Origin of the sequence: Pontibacter deserti, from assembly GCF_023630255.1 — a bacterium.
Lineage (GTDB): Bacteria > Bacteroidota > Bacteroidia > Cytophagales > Hymenobacteraceae > Pontibacter > Pontibacter deserti.
The window spans coordinates 2,392,045-2,410,502 of record NZ_JALPRS010000001.1 but is presented as its reverse complement, the minus strand read 5'-3'; the positions used below and the strand labels follow the sequence as shown (position 1 = coordinate 2,410,502).

General features: G+C 43.8%; 14 protein-coding genes. 5 read left to right on the top strand and 9 right to left on the bottom strand.

From position 1 onward, the window contains the following. Positions 1-57: 57 nt before the first annotated feature. Positions 58-3,429: a T9SS-dependent choice-of-anchor J family protein gene (locus tag MJ612_RS10590; RefSeq protein WP_187033445.1), complete on the top strand. Its 3,372-nt coding sequence runs from the start codon at positions 58-60 to the stop codon at positions 3,427-3,429. 1,074 nt (positions 3,430-4,503) lie between these two features. On the opposite strand, the gene MJ612_RS10585 is transcribed toward MJ612_RS10590, so the two are convergent. After that, the gene (locus MJ612_RS10585; protein WP_187033444.1) at positions 4,504-6,612 is read right to left on the bottom strand and encodes a carboxy terminal-processing peptidase; all 2,109 of its coding nucleotides are present in this window, start codon (positions 6,610-6,612) and stop codon (positions 4,504-4,506) included. Between the two features lie 254 nt (positions 6,613-6,866). Between MJ612_RS10585 and MJ612_RS10580 the strand changes: the two genes are divergently transcribed. Together MJ612_RS10580 and MJ612_RS10575 are read left to right on the top strand one after the other, a co-directional pair. Continuing rightward, positions 6,867-7,322, top strand: a complete 456-nt coding sequence (locus MJ612_RS10580) for a ferritin-like domain-containing protein (RefSeq protein ID WP_187033443.1) — start codon at positions 6,867-6,869, stop codon at positions 7,320-7,322. Positions 7,323-7,420: 98 nt separating this feature from the next. Further along, positions 7,421-7,972: an arylesterase gene (locus MJ612_RS10575; RefSeq protein WP_187033442.1), complete on the top strand. Its 552-nt coding sequence runs from the start codon at positions 7,421-7,423 to the stop codon at positions 7,970-7,972. Positions 7,973-7,989: 17 nt separating this feature from the next. Here the strand turns inward: MJ612_RS10575 and MJ612_RS10570 are convergent, their stop codons facing one another. The 6 genes from MJ612_RS10570 to MJ612_RS10545 all read right to left on the bottom strand — a co-directional run bounded on the left by MJ612_RS10570 (position 7,990) and on the right by MJ612_RS10545 (position 12,642). Continuing rightward, complete coding sequence (locus MJ612_RS10570; protein WP_187033441.1) at positions 7,990-8,592, bottom strand: DUF4142 domain-containing protein; 603 nt, start codon at positions 8,590-8,592, stop codon at positions 7,990-7,992. 73 nt (positions 8,593-8,665) lie between these two features. After that, positions 8,666-9,070, bottom strand: coding sequence for a response regulator (locus tag MJ612_RS10565; RefSeq protein WP_187033440.1), 405 nt, complete (start codon positions 9,068-9,070; stop codon positions 8,666-8,668). Between the two features lie 240 nt (positions 9,071-9,310). Then, the gene (locus MJ612_RS10560; RefSeq protein WP_187033559.1) at positions 9,311-9,844 is read right to left on the bottom strand and encodes a general stress protein; all 534 of its coding nucleotides are present in this window, start codon (positions 9,842-9,844) and stop codon (positions 9,311-9,313) included. 274 nt (positions 9,845-10,118) lie between these two features. Beyond that, positions 10,119-10,781 carry a fasciclin domain-containing protein gene (locus tag MJ612_RS10555; RefSeq protein WP_187033439.1) on the bottom strand — a complete coding sequence of 221 codons (663 nt, stop codon included), beginning with the start codon at positions 10,779-10,781 and terminating at the stop codon, positions 10,119-10,121. A 152-nt stretch (positions 10,782-10,933) separates the two neighbouring features. Further along, positions 10,934-12,016 carry a S1C family serine protease gene (locus tag MJ612_RS10550; protein ID WP_187033438.1) on the bottom strand — a complete coding sequence of 361 codons (1,083 nt, stop codon included), beginning with the start codon at positions 12,014-12,016 and terminating at the stop codon, positions 10,934-10,936. 53 nt (positions 12,017-12,069) lie between these two features. Beyond that, positions 12,070-12,642 carry an RNA polymerase sigma factor gene (locus MJ612_RS10545; protein WP_187033437.1) on the bottom strand — a complete coding sequence of 191 codons (573 nt, stop codon included), beginning with the start codon at positions 12,640-12,642 and terminating at the stop codon, positions 12,070-12,072. A gap of 144 nt (positions 12,643-12,786) precedes the next feature. Here MJ612_RS10545 and MJ612_RS10540 point away from each other — a divergent pair, with 144 nt between their 5' ends. Continuing rightward, positions 12,787-12,987: a hypothetical protein gene (locus MJ612_RS10540; protein ID WP_187033436.1), complete on the top strand. Its 201-nt coding sequence runs from the start codon at positions 12,787-12,789 to the stop codon at positions 12,985-12,987. Between the two features lie 132 nt (positions 12,988-13,119). On the opposite strand, the gene MJ612_RS10535 is transcribed toward MJ612_RS10540, so the two are convergent. Next, entirely contained in the window at positions 13,120-14,307 is a 1,188-nt protein-coding gene (locus tag MJ612_RS10535) for a proline dehydrogenase family protein (protein ID WP_187033435.1), read from the bottom strand. Positions 14,308-14,469: 162 nt separating this feature from the next. Here MJ612_RS10535 and MJ612_RS10530 point away from each other — a divergent pair, with 162 nt between their 5' ends. Continuing rightward, complete coding sequence (locus tag MJ612_RS10530; RefSeq protein ID WP_187033434.1) at positions 14,470-15,561, top strand: bifunctional 3-deoxy-7-phosphoheptulonate synthase/chorismate mutase type II; 1,092 nt, start codon at positions 14,470-14,472, stop codon at positions 15,559-15,561. Positions 15,562-15,612: 51 nt separating this feature from the next. Here MJ612_RS10530 and MJ612_RS10525 read toward each other — a convergent pair whose 3' ends face one another. Further along, on the bottom strand, positions 15,613-18,291 hold the full coding sequence (locus MJ612_RS10525) for a cation-translocating P-type ATPase (RefSeq protein ID WP_187033433.1): 2,679 nt from the start codon (positions 18,289-18,291) through the stop codon (positions 15,613-15,615). Positions 18,292-18,458 lie beyond the last annotated feature (167 nt).

Genomic DNA, 18,458 nt, shown 5'->3' with positions numbered 1-18,458 from the left:
AACGGGTGTAGGTCGCTTGCATCTAATCAGGTAACCAATCAATCCAAAACCTTTTTTATGAGTAAACATTTACAAAAGCTATTCGCTCTTGTGCTTATTTGCTGTGCCTTTTTAGGTAGTAGCAATGCGTGGGGGCAAACAAATCCAGCTGCACAAAACCTGCCTTTTAGTACAGACTTTAGCAGCATGCAGAGTACAATTGTACTACCTAATGGTATTTCTGTGTGGACAGTTGCTGCAAAAGCTACTAAAGCAGATGCTGAAGCTTCTATACCGTCAGGTGATGCTATAATTAAAGTGGTATCTACTGTTCAAACGAGCAGCAGCAATGCTTACAACTATAACAAAGATGGCAACAATAGAATCTATATACAGCCAACTGCTAATACAACATCTGGAAATAATCAGATTGCTGCTGCTATAAACACTACTGGAAAAACTGGTATAAGTATAGCTTACGATATAGAACTTATCAATAACCAAACAAGATCTGTTGGTGTTATACTTCAATATCGTATTGGGGAATCGGGAAACTGGACAACGATAAATAGTGCAGATTATACTACCGTTAATAGACCGGCAGGTGATGTGCAATCAATTACTGCCTCATTACCGGCCGAGGTTGAAAATCAGCCAATTGTTCAAATTCGTTGGGCTACATATGAATATGTAGTTGAAGGTGCAGGTGGGTCACGTGATGGTATCGCCCTAGATAATATTGTGATTAAAGATGGTGAAGCTTCTCAACCACCATTAACTGCCAGCGTGTCCGCTTTAAACTTCGGTTCATTAGCGCAAAATGCACAAGGCAGTGTTTTGTCTTATGTGTTAACTGCGAACCAGCTAAGTTCAGATTTAAAAATTGTAACTGGAGGACCATTCAGTATTTCTAAAGTTGAAAATGAAACATTCACACAAGAAATTACTTTTACAGCAGCAGAATTAGTTACTCCGCAAAAAGTTTATGTAAAAGTTTCTACAACTACTGCAGGTACTTTCGCTAACAGTATTGTGCATTCAGCAGAAGGTATTGCGGATGTAAGTGTTACAGCGTCAGCTGATGTATATAGCCCTTATGTTCAAAATTTCACCAACTGTACAGGTAATGAAAGCCTTACCGGCGGTTGGGTACAGTTTAGTGTAACAGGCGCACAAACCTGGGCTTGTACAACATTTGGCCAGCAAGGTAATGGTGTGCAGATGAGCGGTTTCGCTAATAACGTGAATAATGCTAACGAAGATTGGTTAATCTCTCCGAAACTGGATCTGACAGCTTATGCTTTCCCGCTGGTGAGTGTTAACTATAGAACCAAGTATGCCGGCGATGCACTATCTGTTATGGTTTCGACAAACTATAGCGGTACAGGCAACCCTGCAATTGCAACATGGACAAATTTAATTACCCTGCCAGCTGATAATGCTGATATCTGGAAACTACTTGAAAACCTGGATCTGAATAGCTATAAATCAGCAAATACATACATTGCTTTTGTTTATACTTCAACAGCAGATAGTCCAGCTAGTGCAGGTAGTGCAGCCCGCTGGACACTGGATAACTTTGAAGTAAAAGATGCCAGTAATTACCTGAATACATCTAACCTGAACCTGAACTTTGCTGAAACTGCACAAGGTAGCACTTCTGCAGCGCAGGAATTTACGTTTAGTGCAGTAGGTTTTGCAGCAGATGTAATAGTAACTGCTCCAGCTAATTTCGAGCTTTCAAAAGATGGTACTGAATATACTTCTTCTTTGACTTATACTTCTGCAGAAGCTGCGGCATCTAATAAAGTATATGTACGTTTTGCGCCAGCTACTACATCTTTCATCAGCTCTGGCCCCATAACCTTTACCAGTGGTTCCGAAGCTCCGATTACACGCGGAATGCTGACAGGTTCTTCTATGCTGAAAGCCAACACCCTTGAAGTTGTTACCTGGAACATGGAATGGTTTGGCTCAACTGGCAGTGGCCCATCGGATGACGCCTTACAATACGAAAACGTTAAGAAAGTAATTACAGAACTGAATGCTGATATTATAGGTGTTCAGGAAGTAGTAGATGAAGCTAAAATAGCACAGCTAGCCCAGGAAATTGGTTATGCTTACGTAAGTGAGACAATGAGCTGGCAGGCATCTAACGAGCAGAAAGTCGGGTTCCTTTATAAGCTATCAACAGTTACTGTTAAAAAAGAGAAAGTATTGCTTGCTAAATTGTTCTCAGATATCAAAAACAACGGTGTAACGCTGCAGGACTATCCTAACAACAGATCTGACCTGTTCTGGTCGAGTGGCAGATTGCCGTACATGGTAGAGTTTGAGGCCAATATTGACGGTAAAAAACAAAGAGTACATGTGGTTAACATCCACGCCAAAGCAAACGAAGATACCGATATCTTCCCTTACAACAGACGTAAGTATGATGTTAAGGTGCTGAAAGACTCTTTAGATGTACAATACCCAAATGCTAACCTGGTACTTCTAGGTGACTATAATGATGATGTGGATGTATCTGTAGTTGGTACAAATCCATCTTCTTTTGAAGTTTTTGTTACAGATACTGAAGATTACAAAACACTTACTTATGACCTGAGCCTTGCTGGTAAGAATACATATGAATCAGGTTCTTTCAAAAGCTTCCTGGATCATCTTATCATATCAAAAGAATTTGAAGATGAATATGTGCCAGGCTCTATCGCCATTGAAGAACAGTTGCTGAACAGCATCACGAATTTCAGAAATACAACTTCAGATCACTTACCGGTATCTGCACGATTTATACTTACAGCTACTGCAACTCCGGCATCTGTAACGTTTACTTCACCAAGTATAAGCAAAGCCGAAGACGCAGGCTCGTTTACAGTGTCGGTTACGCTATCAGAAGGAGTGGGAACTGAGCAAACTGTAACTATAACTCCGGCAACAAGCAGCACTGCTACTGTAGCAGATTATACTTTAACTGGTGCTAATAATGGTGCCGTTACCGTAACTATACCTGCTAATTCCACAACTGCTACTTTTGAGGTTAACATTACTGATGATACTGAGACTGAAGATGCAGAGCAGGTAGTGTTTAACATTACTGGTGCCAGCAATGGTTTAGAGATCGGTACAGCCAAAACCTTCACTTTAACAATTGAAGGAAATGATGCTCCAACCGGTATAGCTGATGGTACAAAAGGTCAATTCAGCATTTATCCGAACCCTGTTAACAGCGATGTTAGATTCCTGTTACCGGAGCGTGTAGCTGCAACAGCTAAAGTTAAAATGATTGTATATTCTGCAGAAGGCAGAAAAGTAATGAATATTGCAGGTACCCAGGATGCTGTTCAAGCGCAATTAAGCAGCCGCGTTGCAAACCTTCCTGCTGGTATCTATATGATCCTGATCGAAACAGGTAAAGAGTTCTTCCAGACTAAAATGGTTAAGAACTAATAAACCCGATTTTACAGGTAAACGGCCTGCTGGTATTTCCAGCAGGCCGTTTTGTTTTATTGGGTTATTGACTTAGTAGAAAGAGGTATATAGTTGTTGTGTTTCTACCACTCCAGCCCCTCTCCCAAAAACAAGCCCGGGATCTAAGACTTATTTATCTAAGACGGGAGCTTTACCTCACCCCAGCCCTCTCCTAAAAACAGGAGAGGGAGTCTTTCTGACCTCGCAGCGTTCGGAGGTCCTGCGAGCGTCTCACTTGCTACATAGCGACTGCTAAACTATAGACGCTCCGAGGTGACAAGCACGCTCGGAGGTCTTTTGATAAACGGCCCTTGCTATAGCTAGAGTTTATTGTTCTATAGTTGCTGTGGCCCAACCACCCCCAACCCCTCCTTGTCTAAGGAGGGGAGCTTCTCTGCCGTTGCTATAGTTGCAGTTATAGTTTTATAGGTACAGTACACGAGCAGACAGGTTTACCTGTCCCTACGGAAATATTACCACGAGAAAAGCTATGCAACTATAGCTTCTCAAGCAGCAAGAACTATAGCTATCGGAAGATCTCAGTCTTTGGGTGGAGCGCCATTGATTTGTTGCGGTGGCGCAGCCAACCCGAGCCTGCGAGGGGAGCTTCAAATCAGCAGCGCGATGCCCAAAGGCGGGGCCTCCCGGCCGTGAGGGCACCATAGCCGAAGATGAAACAATAGATAAATAAAGCTCCTAGGATGAAAAGCACTATGAAAGTATAGCTTGGTTCTAGTTGGAGAAAGCCTCAGCTATAGTAGTTATACGTTCGGGGAGTTGTGCACGCTACGAGGTCTATATAGTATAACTTGAGATAGATTTCTCGCTACACTCGAAATGACAAATACTAAAAATACATCTTAAGTTACCTTAGCTAATCTTTCAGAATGATAGAAAGAGAAGACTTAATCCAAAGTATAAAGTTATTCTATACTCACATTTTGAATTAAGAATAGCACTTTTAGAATAGAAGTAAAATATGGATAAGCGGTATAAACAACAAAAGCCGGCTACATGTAGCCGGCTTTTCTGTTTTTGTTTTGCAATCTAAGCTTACTTCAGATCCTTGTTAATTACTTCCACTGCTTCTTCCAGGTAAATATCCTGTTTTAAGCTTTTAAGGAATTCCTTGTTACGGGCAACCTTAGCAGTATCAGTACCTAACGCTTTCAGGTCTTCTGGTAATCTGCTTACAGTTAGTACTGGTACTTCTTTCTGAGCTGCTTCGTAACGTTTTGTTTCAGCTTCAGCTCTTTTCTCTTCTTCCATATACTTTTTCAATTCCAGCGAACGAACCGTAATGTCTGATTGCTTTTTAAGACGTTCAGCACTTTCTTTGATCAGAGCAAAGCTCTTGTTCGTGTTGATTCGCTCACGGCTGTGTGCCTGTATCTGGTTAATGTTAAGCTTTGCATTTGACCAAGGTGTGTAGTTAGCCGGTTTAATTTCATCGAAAGGAAGCGGGAAATCCTGCTCTTTCTCACCAAACTCCAGGTAAGCATATACATCCGGTAAGATCACATCAGGTGTAACGCCACGCAGCTGGGTTGTACCACCATTTACGCGGTAAAACTTCTGTGTTGTAAGCTTTAAAGCACCAAACGGTTTATAAGAGTCGAACTGAGAAGGCAGCGCCTGGTCTAGTTCAAAAAACTGCTGCACAGTTCCTTTACCATAAGTTGGGCTACCTACAATTACAGCACGTTTATAGTCCTGCATGGCAGCTGCCAGAATTTCAGAAGCGGATGCACTGTTAGCGTTCACAAGTATAACCAACGGACCATCGTATTGTACCTGTGGGTCGCGGTCATCAAGCACTACAGATTTACCACGTGCATCTTTCACCTGCACAATCGGACCTTGTTTTATAAATAAGCCTGCCATTTCAACGGCATCACCTAATGAGCCACCACCATTATTACGAAGGTCAAGAACCAGACCTTTCATACCGGCTGTTTTCAGCTTTTCAACTTCGCGCTTCACATCTTCGGCACTGCTTGGGCCACCGTTGCCTTCAAAGTCAGCATAGAAACCAGGTAACTTAATGTAACCTATTTTCTGGCCACCTTCTATCATGGCAGATTGTGCATAGGTTTCTTCAAACACGATCACATCGCGAACGATAGGGATAACTTTTATAGAACCATCCGGCTTTTTAACTGTAAGGCGTACTTCAGTACCTTTCTTACCACGGATCAGCTGGATGGCATCATCAAGACGCATACCTTCCACAATAACAGGCTCCTTATTGCCTTGAGCTACTTTTTGTATAGCATCACCTGGCTTCAGATCACCTTGCAAATAAGATGGGCTACCCGGTACAATTTCAGCTACTTTTATCTGGCCATCTTTCTCCTGCAGCGAAGCACCTATACCTTCTAAGCGACCTGTAAATTCGATATCGAAATCTGACTTAGCCTTTGGAGGGAAGTAGCCGCTGTGTGGATCAAACACGTTGGTAATGGCATTGATATACGTAGCTCGTCTGTCGTCGCGGGAGATGCGGTTCATACGCTCGTACAGGTCATCGTACAGTTCCAGAATCTTCTTGCGAGACTCAGCTTCCATTTGCTCAGCTGTTTTAGTCTCTTTTTTCTCACCTTTGACTGCTGCTTTTTCCTGTTCTTTCTGCATATCGGCTAAGCGCACCAATGTCTGGTACTTTAGCTGCTTGCGCCATGCTTCTTTCAGCTCGTTTTTATCTTTAGCAAAAGCAAGCTTCTCGCCATCAAGCTCTATGGTTTCATCTTTAGAGAAATCAAATGGTTTGGTCAGTATCTCTTTGTAGTAAGCCTGCGATTCTTTCAGACGCTGCTCAATCATGTCGGCAGACAGGTCGAAGAACTCGTAGCTCCCCTGGCGCAATTGGTCATCTATGGCGGTTTCGTATTTGCGAAGCTTTGCCACATCAGAGCTCATCAGGAATTTTTTATTATAGTCCAGGCGCTCCAGGTATAATTTAAAAGCCTTTTTAGAGAAATCATCATCTAATTTCTCAGGCTGAAAATGGCCCTGGTTAAGGCCCTGCATCAGTACTTTCAGCAAAATCTCATTTTTACCTTCCGGTGTAGAATTGGACTGGTAAAAAATGAAAGAAGCTGTAAGCAGTATAACTGCCAGTACAGATAACATTATTTTAAGTCTGGTTGTCAAGGATAGCATTTAGTTTAATTTGTTGTACTTCAAGTCAATAACAAAAGTAGTGCCGCTTGTTGTGTGTCAGCGTTACAACTACAGAATGTAATGTACTATAAAAAGTTATCTTTTCACAAAACAGTTCCTGTATAGCTGTAAAGTTGCCGCGGCTTAATAGGTAACATACGTAATTTGTGAATGTTTCTTATAACTGTGTCGACTTTTTTTCGTTCTGATTTACATATAAACTAAATAACTACCACAAATAAAACGATAAAGCTATGCAAAACATGAATGAAAGAGCTGCCGATGTGCTGAACGAGCTAACGCAGTTCGTTAACGACAGAATAGAAGGTTATAAAACAGCTGCACAGGATACCAGAGACCCTGCGCATAAAGCTTACTATAACGAACTGGTACAACAAAGCCAGCAATTCTCTAATGAGCTGAACAGCACCCTGAGCCGCATTGGTGGCGAAACACAGCGCGATACTACTATGAAAGGAAAGCTCTACAGAGGCTGGATGGATGTTAAGTCCGGTATTACAGGCAAAGACGAAAAAGCGATTATAGAATCGAACCTGTATGGTGAAGAATGGGCTCAGAAGGCATACAACGATGCATTAGAACACAGAGCTGAGCTGCCTCAGGAAGTAGTACAGATGGTTGAAAAGCAGAAACAGGCATCTATTGCTACCTGTGAGCACCTGAAGCAGATGAAAACCACTGTTGATTAGTAAAATAATCTGAACTATAAACAGCAAAGGGTTACCGCAACTGGTAACCCTTTGCTGTTTATAAAGTAAAGCGCATCATAAGTATAGATGAACAGGTGATGAAGAACATTCTTTTTTTTGGAGATAGTCTAACAGCAGGCTATGGTTTGCCGCAATCGCAGGCGTACCCGTCGCTTATACAGCAACAGTTGCAGCAGGAAGGGTATACAGATTACCACGTTATTAATGCTGGTTTGAGTGGTGATACAACAGCAAGTGGCGTACACCGGTTGGATAAGTGGCTAAACCAGGAGGTGCATATTTTTGTGCTGGCTTTGGGTGCTAATGATGGCTTACGGGGCATACCTACCCGCGAAACAACTATAAATCTTCAGGAAATGCTGGACAAGGCAAAGCGTAAGTGGCCGGAAGTGAAGATTATACTTTCTGGGATGGAGATACCGGACATTGTACCGGGGCGTTATGCCGCTGAGTTCAGGGTTCTGTTCCGGGAACTGGCGGTTAAGAACAATGTGTCTTTTGTTCCGTTTTTGCTGGAAGGAGTAGCAGGTATGCGGCATTTAAACCTGCCAGATGGCGTACACCCTAATGCAGAGGGGCAGAAGCTGCTGGCAAAACATACCTGGTCTATACTTAAAGACATACTCTAAGTATAATTTCCTCCGATTTACTGATCGTTTTTCAGCTGTTGTTGTCTGGTAAGTGCCTGCTCATATTGTGCCCGTAGTTCTTTTTCTGATGTTCTTGCCCATAAGCCAAATGCAGTTGCATCTGCTTCAGCATTGTCTTTCAGTACGCCGTCAAATGAGTCTAAAGCGTCTTTTTGCACATCTGTTACTTTCTCCAGGTATTTCTTGTCAAAATCAGCTGCCTTTAATTTTGTAAGGTCTTCTATATGTTTACGATAATCCTCCTGCAGCACTGTGTCAAGCGGCATACCATATGATTGGGCTAAGTCCTGTAGTTTGGTCTGGCTATTAGTATAGAGTTGCACCATCTGCTGGCCATTCTGTTTTACTTCGTTATTGGTGCTTTTTGTGGATGCCAGCCTGCCAATGGCAATCTGTAGCAGGTTATGCTGCGCCAGTTGCTTCATAAATTCTTTCTTGTCGTCTGTAAGGGTAGTATCGGCTGCGGTCTCAGAGCCAGTTTCTTCTTCTGCAGCCTCTGCAGCTTCCACAACTTCAGTGTCTTCTGTTTTTTTATCCGGAGTGCAGGCTGCAACGGTAGTAGCTGCAACCAAGAGTGCAGCATAAAACATTCTTTTCATAGTGTATGATTTAGGTATAGTTTATTGTTTACCTACTTGCATACGAAACTATGGCAAATTGTTTTCTGAAGGGTTAATTGGAGTGGGTTAGTATGTTGTGGAGAGTAGCCATAGACAAAGGCTTTTGGATAAAACCGATAACGGAATTAAACTGCTTTACCCGCTCTATATGATCAGGGTCATCTGACGTGCTGAACATAGAAATAGCGGTATTATATTGCTCGTTATACCCTAGCATATGGTACCTTTCCAGAAAATCAAAGCCATCAAGTTCCGGCATGTTTATATCCAACAGAATAAGGTCCGGAAAGGGAGCTTCGGCATTACTGCTCATACTTCGGAGCAGCTCCAGAGCCTCTACTGTACTCTGGCACACCGATACCATATTACAGGCATTTGCATCTTCCAGTATGATCTGCGAGAACAAATTATTGATCTGGTCATCGTCTACTATCAGAATGTGCTGGAGTTTATACATGGTTGTAAAGAAGCAGGAGAATGCAAGTGATTTTACTGGTATTGCAATATAGAGCAGAAAATTTTCACTGCCAAGCTAAGATATGGTAAACCTAACTTTTATATGTAATTATTTACCTTATGCTATACTTCAGCCTTGATATAACAACAAACTGCCTGTTTTTAGTATACTACAGGTATAAAATAAAAATGCCTGGCAACTGCCAGGCATTTTGAATTAACAATAGCGTAAAGCCAGCTGTTAATAATAGATATGTTCTCCACGATGCTTCTGGAAATGCTCCTCGAAATAGCGGGCATCTTCAACGCTGTGTGGTTTAAAGCCAAGTACTATATTACCTTCTTTTATACCTGATTCATATACTTTAGCACGTTCTTCAGGTATACCAGCACCAACAAGGGCACCTAATAAACCACCTGTTAAGCCACCAGCTCCGGCACCAGCCAGACCAGCCGCCAACGGACCAGCTACTACTAAACCTAAACCAGGAATGGCTACAGATGTACCAATAGCAGCAATTGCACCAACTATAGCACCTAAAGTACCACCAATGGCAGAACCAGCACCGGCACCTTCCAGAGATTTATTGCCAAGCTCTGTAGTATCGTCGGCATGCTCTCCTCTGAAGTGTCTTTTTCTGGCATCATCTGACATCACAACGTTGATATCATCTTTATCATAACCACGTGCGCGAAGCTCGTTAAATGCACGTTCTGCACTTTCTCTGTCACGGAACATGGCTGTCATCATGCCCGCTTTATCTGTTCTGTTCATCATAGCTTTATTATTGTTATTGTAAAGTCAAAACTGGCTTAACTCCTAAACCAGTAGATTGGTAATAACGGCTGTTCAAAGTTTATGGTTACAGATGTTACCTATAGGCATACATAACAAAAGATGCACAACTACAACTGTTATGTAATAGTTTAAAGCTTTATTTTGAACTGAAGAAAGTAAATATTATTGAGGGAATTTAATAAAGAAAGGCAGGAAACTGATCACTTAAAATACAAGTAGTTTCCTGCCTTCTCAGCCTTTGTATCAAGAACTATCTGTCAATCAAGCCACCATCAGCGTTGCTGGCTGTTACTACATTATCTACAATGTGTACCACACCATTCGATACCTCTACATTGGGCTTAACAATTCTGGCACCGCCTATAGTTACATTATTGTTTGGCTCTACCAGCACGTTAATTATGTTGCCTTCTGCCGTTTTTATAGTTTGGGCATCTTTAAAGTCGGCCGCATATACTTTAGACGGTATAATGTGAGCTTGCAATACCTGTACGAGCTGTACCTTATTTTTAGGGTCTGTTAATGTATTCAGCTGTTCTTTACTTAACTTATTAAATGCATTATTGGTAGGTATAAAAACAGTAAAAGGACCTCCGGATTTCAATACATCTTCAATCTCAGCTTTTTCCAGAAGCGACACGAAAGTAGATAGGTTTTGATTAGAGTTGGCTAAGGCAACAACATCATATTGCTTTGTATTGCCCATTGTCTCAAACATGTCATCGTAGTTGATCTCGGCTTCAGCTTCCATTCCTGCATCCTCTGCTGCCACATCGCCTTCCATTGTCTGGGTTTCGCTCATGGTTGTGTCTGTTGTGCTGCTATCTGTAGTATCGGAGCCAGCGCAGCCAAACAACATTATGCAAGATGTTACCGCCAAAGCAGCAATCGGATTTAACATTCTCTCTCTCATAGCTTTAAAATTTAGTTCACACCCTGATCACAAAGATCATCTTAACTATTATTTAACTGCCTGCATCTGAAAATGTTAGGTTTATAAAGTATAAGGCCTGTGTAGTTTTTGCTACACAGGCCTTATACTAAATATTTATGTCGATCAGCTTCCTAATTATATACTTTCACTACAAACACAAAGTCTTTAAGTTTTTTGAGTTGCTGTGGTCTGCTGTTGCCGGCCAGTGTGTTGTGTTTCGGTAACGATAAAGGCGAAAGGGTAGTGGCTAACGGTAACTCGCTCATCAGCTGTAACAGGTAAGCCGATTTAATAGCAAAGGCTGCACCTTCCTGACCTGCCTGCTTTCCGCTGATCACACCGATCAGATTACCTTTGTCATCCAGTAAAGGGCCGCCGCTGTTTCCAGGGTTAAGCGGTATAGATATCTGGTAAGCTGTAGTATCTCCTTCAAAACCGGAAGTAGAGCTAAGTGAGCCTTCTCCAAAAACTACATCTTCGCGCGGATAGCCTAAGGTATAAACCATCTCGCCCAGATCAGATTCAGCAGTTTTGAAAGTATAAGGTAATTTACCAAAGCCTTCAAAGGTCGGATCTTCTATTTTAAGTATAGACAAATCGTGGGTCTGGTCGCGGTATACTTCGCTTACTTTATACTTTGCTCCTGATGTGTTTTCGATCATGATGGAGTCGGCGCCCTCCACTACGTGCGAACTGGTAACCAGGTAACCATTCGCGCTAAGGGCAAAACCAGTACCGCTAAAACGGGCAGGGCGTGGAGCAGGCTTGGTAGTATTGTTAATATCTTTAATAATAGCCGTCTGTGCTTTTTTCAGCTTATCAACTTCACGGCGAAGCTCTACGTAACGGGCAGTTTGCTGCTGTGCGGGTGCTTTTAATTGCTCTACGGTCCAAAGTGTGCCAAACACAGATAATAAAGAAATGCTGGCAGCTACAGCCATAGTTTGTGCATGGCGGTTCCAGAATACGCGCCACATCGGAAGTTCTACGTGAGTAGCTTCGGCTTCCATCTTAGAGTGAATGGAGTTCAATTTGCTGCGTAGCTCCTGGCGCTGACCATATTGCTGCATGGCCTGCAGCAAAGTTCGGTGCTCTTTCACTTGCTCAGCCAGCCGCAGGTCTGTCTGAATCAGCGCTTCGAAAGCTGCTTTTTCATCATCAACCATTTTGCCGGAAAGGTACCGCTCTATTTGTTCGTACATCAGGTATTCCATCTCTGCTCTATACTTTTGCCTGTCACAGGCGTACTAATTCTTACTTTGCCAGCCTATACTTCTGCCTGGTAAGCAGCAAAAAATAATTTCTTAAGCCGCTGCAGGCATTTATACTTCTGGTTTTTGGCGGTGTCGGTATTGGTGTAGCCAAACCTGTCGGTAATGTCCTGCATGTTCTGCATCCGGATGTAATAATCTTCCAGAAGTGTTTTGCAAGGTTCCCCTAATTGGTTCATGGCATCTTCCATCACCCCGAATCTTCGTTCATTTTCTTCCTGCTGCGGGGCATCTTCTTCCAGCATCAGGTAGTTCTCGGCATCATCCACTTTAGTGGCGAAGCGGCCTTTTTCAGCTAACCTTTTAAGCCAGAGCCTGCGGCATACAGAGTATAAGTATGTCTTTATCTGGCAGGTAAGCTCCAGGCTATCAGACTTTATCTTTTCGTAAAAAACAATTACGCCTTCCTGATAAATATCTTTAGCCTCGTCGTCGGTTCCGCTATTGCTAAGTATAAAATGAGAAATCATCGGGAAGTGGAGTTTGTACAGATAAGTCAAAGCCCGATCGTCTCCGGATCGGATACCTGCTATTATCGCCTCATCCGTCTCATACAAACCTTTCTTCATTCCGCTCTGGTTTTAATACGCTTTTGTGGTTATAGTAACCCATCAAAAAATATTTTAAAATTTTTTTTCTGAAGTGGGTTACCTCTGTGCATTTCTGGTATGAAGTTCAAAATCGAAACCAAAACACTTAATTACAAACACAAAATGAAAAATTTATTCAAATTCGCTGTTGTAGCTTTCGCTCTTGTTACTTTCTCTGCTTGCGAAAACAAAGAAGCAACTACTGAAGAAACTACTACTGAGACTACTGAAGAGACTACAATTGAAGAAACTACAGTTGATACTGCTGCAACTACAGTAGATACTACTGCTACTACTACTGACACTACTACTACTGTTCAGTAATTGACCTCAGAACTTTAGGTTAACATTTATAGTTCTAAAAACACATAAGAAGTCCCCTGTACTACGGTGCGGGGGACTTCTTATTTTTTCAGGCCTACTCAAAAATTAAACCTGGCCTTCCGGAATAAGAAATTAGCTTTTGAATTTTTTGCGACGCTGCATCTCTTTGTTGATGAGCGTAAACTCGCGGCTGCTCTGGCCGGCAATGGCAGTGTTTTCGTTGGCACGGCGCAGCAGGTATGGCATTACTTCTCTTACCGGGCCATAAGGTACATACTTGGCTACATTGTAACCTGCATTTGCCAGGTTATAAGATAGGTTATCGCTCATGCCGAACAGCTGGGCAAAGTATATCCGCTCATCGTTACGGGCAATGTTATACTTATTCATCAGCTCCATTAGCAGGTAACAGCTTTGCTCGTTGTGGGTGCCGGCGCATAATGCAATTCTGTCTATATGCTCTACACAGAAACGAACGGCATTATCAAACAACTCATCTGATGCATTCTTTGTTGGATTGATAGGGCTTTGGTATCCAGCTTCGGAAGCGCGCTTGCGCTCTTTCTCCATATAAGCACCACGTACCAGTTTACCACCCAGGTAATAATTTTTAGCTACGGCATTTTCATAGTCGCGCTTCAGCACATCCAATCTGTCGTGGCGGTATAGTTGGTAGGTATTGTAAACAATGGCTTTCTCTTTATTATAGAGCTCCATCATCTCATAGGTCAGGTTATCTATCGTATCCTGTATCCAGCTTTCTTCGGCATCCACAAACACGCGTACATCGGCTTCAAAGCATCTTTTGCAGATAGTGTTTACGCGTTCACGGCCGCGGGCAAAAGCAGTTTGTTCGGCAGCAGTAAGTTGGGCGCCGCTCTGTACTTTTTCCAGCAGTTTTATATCTATCAGGCCTGTAACTTTAAATACTGAAAAAGGAATAGCTTTATTGCCACGGGCTTTCTCTACCGTTCTCAAAAGCTCAGTCAAAGTTGCGTCAAAGCTTTTTTCGTTTCCTTCGCCTTCTACCGAGTAATCCAGTATAGTTCCGATGTTATAGGCGCTTAACTGCTTAATGGCACGCTCTGATTCTTCTATGGTTTCGCCACCGCAAAAATGGCTGAACACCGTTGGCTTTATAATAAGCTTAACTGGCAGGTGCAGGTTAATGGCTGTATTTAAAAGCTTACCGCCAACTTTTACCAGCGTATTGTTGTTCATCGTCTTGAACAACAGGTACATTTTGTACAGCTCGGCATCAGACTTGGATGAAAAAGCGACGGCGGTGTCGTCGAATGATACGTTTGAAACAGGGTTCATGTGTTGTTTTGTAATACAGCACAAAGATAGTGCATCAGGCACAGTTATCAACTTGTTTTTATGTAAGATTTACAGGTATAACCTGCACAGCAGCGGGCTTTTAAACTAGTTTTATACTTTGCTGTTCTATTTGCACTACCTTTGCAATAAGAGTTTTAATAGATGAAGTTTAAGGAAGAAGATAATTTTTTCAGGCAACTGACCGGTGCTGAACCTCGGCCTATTATCATTGCCGGGCCTTGCAGTGCTGAAAGTGAAGAACAGGTAATGCAAACGGCTTTAGCCTTACGCGAACAGCAGGTAGATATGTTTCGGGCCGGCATCTGGAAACCACGCTCACGACCAAACACTTTTGAAGGAATAGGATTACAGGGTCTGCAGTGGCTGGGCCGTGTGAAGCGCGAACTGGGGATGCGTGTAAGTACTGAAGTGGCCACCGCCCGCCACGTAGAAGAGGCTCTGAAACAGGAGATTGATGTACTGTGGATTGGTGCCCGTACTACGGTAAACCCTTTTGCCGTGCAGGAAATTGCTGATGCTTTACAAGGGGCTAATGTGCCTGTTATGGTTAAGAACCCTGTAAACCCGGATCTGGCTTTGTGGATTGGAGCACTAGAGCGCGTGTATAATGCAGGAATTACGGATGTGGCAGCTATACACCGTGGCTTCTCAAGTTATGAAAAGTCGAAGTACAGAAATGTGCCGTTCTGGCAAATACCAATCGAATTGAAATCGAAGTTCAGGAGCTTGCCGATTATAGTTGACCCCAGCCATATTGCCGGTAACCGTGAGCTACTTTTGCCGGTAGCTCAAAAAGCGCTGGACCTAGGCTATGATGGCGTAATGATAGAAACGCACCCAGACCCGGCCAATGCATTAAGTGATGCAGAGCAACAGGTAACTCCAGCCGGTTTACAGGAAATTCTGGAAAAGCTGCAGGTACGCAAAACCACTTACGACGATCAGGAGCTGGTAAACCGTGCGGAAAAACTGCGTTTGCAGATAGATGAAGCCGACCAGCAGATATTAAGAGCATTAGCACGTAGGATGGAGCTGGTGGAACAGATTGGCCACTATAAAAAACAGAATAACGTGCAGGTGCTACAGATCAGCCGCTGGAAAGAAATTTTCAGAAGCCGGCCAGCGTGGGCAGAAGAGCTCGGGATGAACCCTAAATTTGTAGCTGAGCTGTACAAGCTGATCCACGTAGAATCGATCCGGATGCAGACAGAAGTGATGAAAAAAGAAGTATAAAACTAAAAGAGAAGCCCTAAAGGCTTCTCTTTTAGTTTTAGCTTATACCTGCTAAAAGCTGGTACTCCTTTTCTTGCTCAGATAAGTTTCAATCAGTACTGCTGTCAGTGTAACAAAACCTGCACCAATGGCAAGACCTAGCTCCTGCAAACTTAATGGTGTTAACCCAAAGAACGTATCCAAAAATGGTATATAAATCGCAGCTATCTGCAGCAGGAAAGTGAGTGTAGCCATTAATATAATTAAAGGGTTTGACCTGAGTGAGAAGATGGAATGGCCGTAAGCCCGAAGGCCGAGTGCGTGCCCTATCTGCGTAAAGCCAAGGGTAGCGAAAATCATGGTTTGCCAGCGGGTGTCCTGTAGGTTGGTTGGGTTGAAGTACAAAGCTCCCATACCCAGCGTTATAGCTGCGATCAGAATACCAGACCACGTAACGTGTGTTACATCCTTCCTTGTAAGTACAGACTGTTCCGGCGCACGTGGCGGACGTTTCATGGTATCGGCTTCAGCAGGTTCTGTTCCGAGGCCAAGTCCCATCAATCCGTCAGTCAGCAGGTTTAGCCAGAGCAGTTGAAGAGGGCTTAAGGCTACGTTTATACCTATCAGCGGTGCGCACAGCATTACCAGCACTTTACCCAGGTTACCGCCCAGCGAGAACTTTACAAACCGGATCAGGTTATCATAGATCACACGGCCTTCTTCTACGGCAGCAACTATAGTTGCAAAGTTATCATCGAGCAGCACCATGTCAGATGCTTCTTTTGCCACATCAGTACCGGTTATACCCATAGCCACACCAATATTCGCTGTCTTCAGGGCAGGGGAGTCGTTCACGCCATCACCGGTCATGGCCACCACTTCGCCATTTTTCTGCAGCATTTCCACGATCCGTAGTTTATCTTCCGGTGATACCCGCGCATAGATTGATACTTTTGATACAGCCTCCTCCAGCTCAGCCTCCGACATATTATTCAGCATTTCTCCTGTTATGGCATCGGGACTTTCGGTAATGCGTAGCTCTTTGGCAATGGCCGCGGCTGTGAGTGGGTGGTCACCGGTAATCATGATTGGTCGTATTCCTGCACTACGACATGTTGCTACCGCTGATTTAACAGCACCCCGGGGCGGGTCAATAATGCCCATCATGCCCACAAAAGTCAGCTTCTCCTCCAGCGGTTTGCCGTGGTTATAGGGCTCCGGCAGTTCTCGGAAAGCAATGCCCAGCACTCGCATCCCGTTCTGGGCAAGTTGGTTGTTTACTTCCAGCAACCGTTCGTGCCAATTGGTAGTCATTTGCTCTGCCCGGCCGTTTACCCATACCTGATCCGTAATTTTAAGCAGGCTGTCTACGGCGCCTTTGGTGCAGGCAAGGTAGGAGGCTTGGGAAAGATGTTTAAGTCCCGGAAATTCAGAACCACCGGATAGTAACCGATGCACCGTGGTCATGCGCTTGCGGGTAGAGTCGAAAGGTTCTTCGTGCACGCGTGGCAGGTGTTGCTCCAGGATATCTTTTTCAAATCCGGCCCGGTTTGCAGCTAGCAACAGTGCTCCTTCTGTAGGGTCACCGACCACCTGTGGTTCGTTTCCGTTTTCCGATTTTATAATGCTGTCGTTGCAGAGCATGCCTATAGTTAGAGCCAGCGCAGCTTTTTCAGGTACTTTTATACTTCCGTTGCCTGTAAATTCGATCTGCTCATCCGGTAAACTTATAGAAGTTACTGTCATTCTGTTTTCAGTAAGCGTGCCGGTTTTATCGGAACAGATGGTGGTAACAGAGCCCAGTGTTTCAACGGCCGGAAGTTTACGCATCAGGGCTTGCCGCTTGAGCATGCGTTGAGCGCCAATGGCAAGTGTAATAGTAACTACAGCCGGAAGTCCTTCGGGTACCACGGCAACCGCTAAGCTCACGGCAGTCAGGAACATATCTTCCAGGGGTTCACCTATCAGCACCCCGATAACCAGCATAAGCGCAGCGGCCACAAAACCAAGTATAGCCAGTAATTTGCCCAATTGGTCCAGCTTCTTTTGCAGCGGCGTTTGCTTGGCTTCTACCTCCTGTAACAGATCTGCAATCTTGCCTAGTTCGGTCTGCATGCCGGTGCCTGTTACCACTGCCGTGCCACGGCCATACGCCACGTTGGTACCCAGGTAAACCATGTTTTTGCGGTCGCCGAGCGGCAGATCTTCACTTTCGAACCTTTCAGTTTCTTTTTCTACAGCTTCCGATTCGCCGGTAAGCGCTGCTTCCTGCACCCGCAGGTTTGCACTCTCCAGTACGCGCATATCGGCAGGTACCACGTTGCCGGCTTCCAGCAGCACTACATCGCCGGGCACCAACTCCCTTGCCGAAAGCTCCTGTACCTTGCCGTCACGACGGGCTCTAATTGTTGGTACTACCATCCGTTTTAAGGCGGCCATCGCTTTTTCGGCGCGGTATTCCTGCACAAAGCCCAATACACCAAACAGCACCACAATGGCAAGTATAGCTATCGTTTCAATATTTTTACCCAGAAAAGCAGAGATAATAGCGGCCACGATTAGGATAAGCACCATGGTTTGCGTGAACTGCTCCCACAGCATCCGCAGCGGGCTTTTACCGGCTCTTTCCTGCAGCTCGTTATAGCCATATTTTTTCAGCCTTTCACTGGCTTCGGACCTGCTCAGTCCATTAATTGATGTACCAAGGTCTTTAAGAACCTCATCCGTATATTGTGTGTGCCAGGTGCTCATGCTGTATCAAGTTTGGGACTATACTTTGTGTGTTGATATTTTCGTTTACCCGTTAATGTATTGGCTTATAGGCATATAGCATGTAAATAACTTTATTGTTTCGTTTATGTTTTAAGAAGTTGAGTATACAGAGCCCGGGCTGCAGGAAATTCATTGTTTTCTGCCTC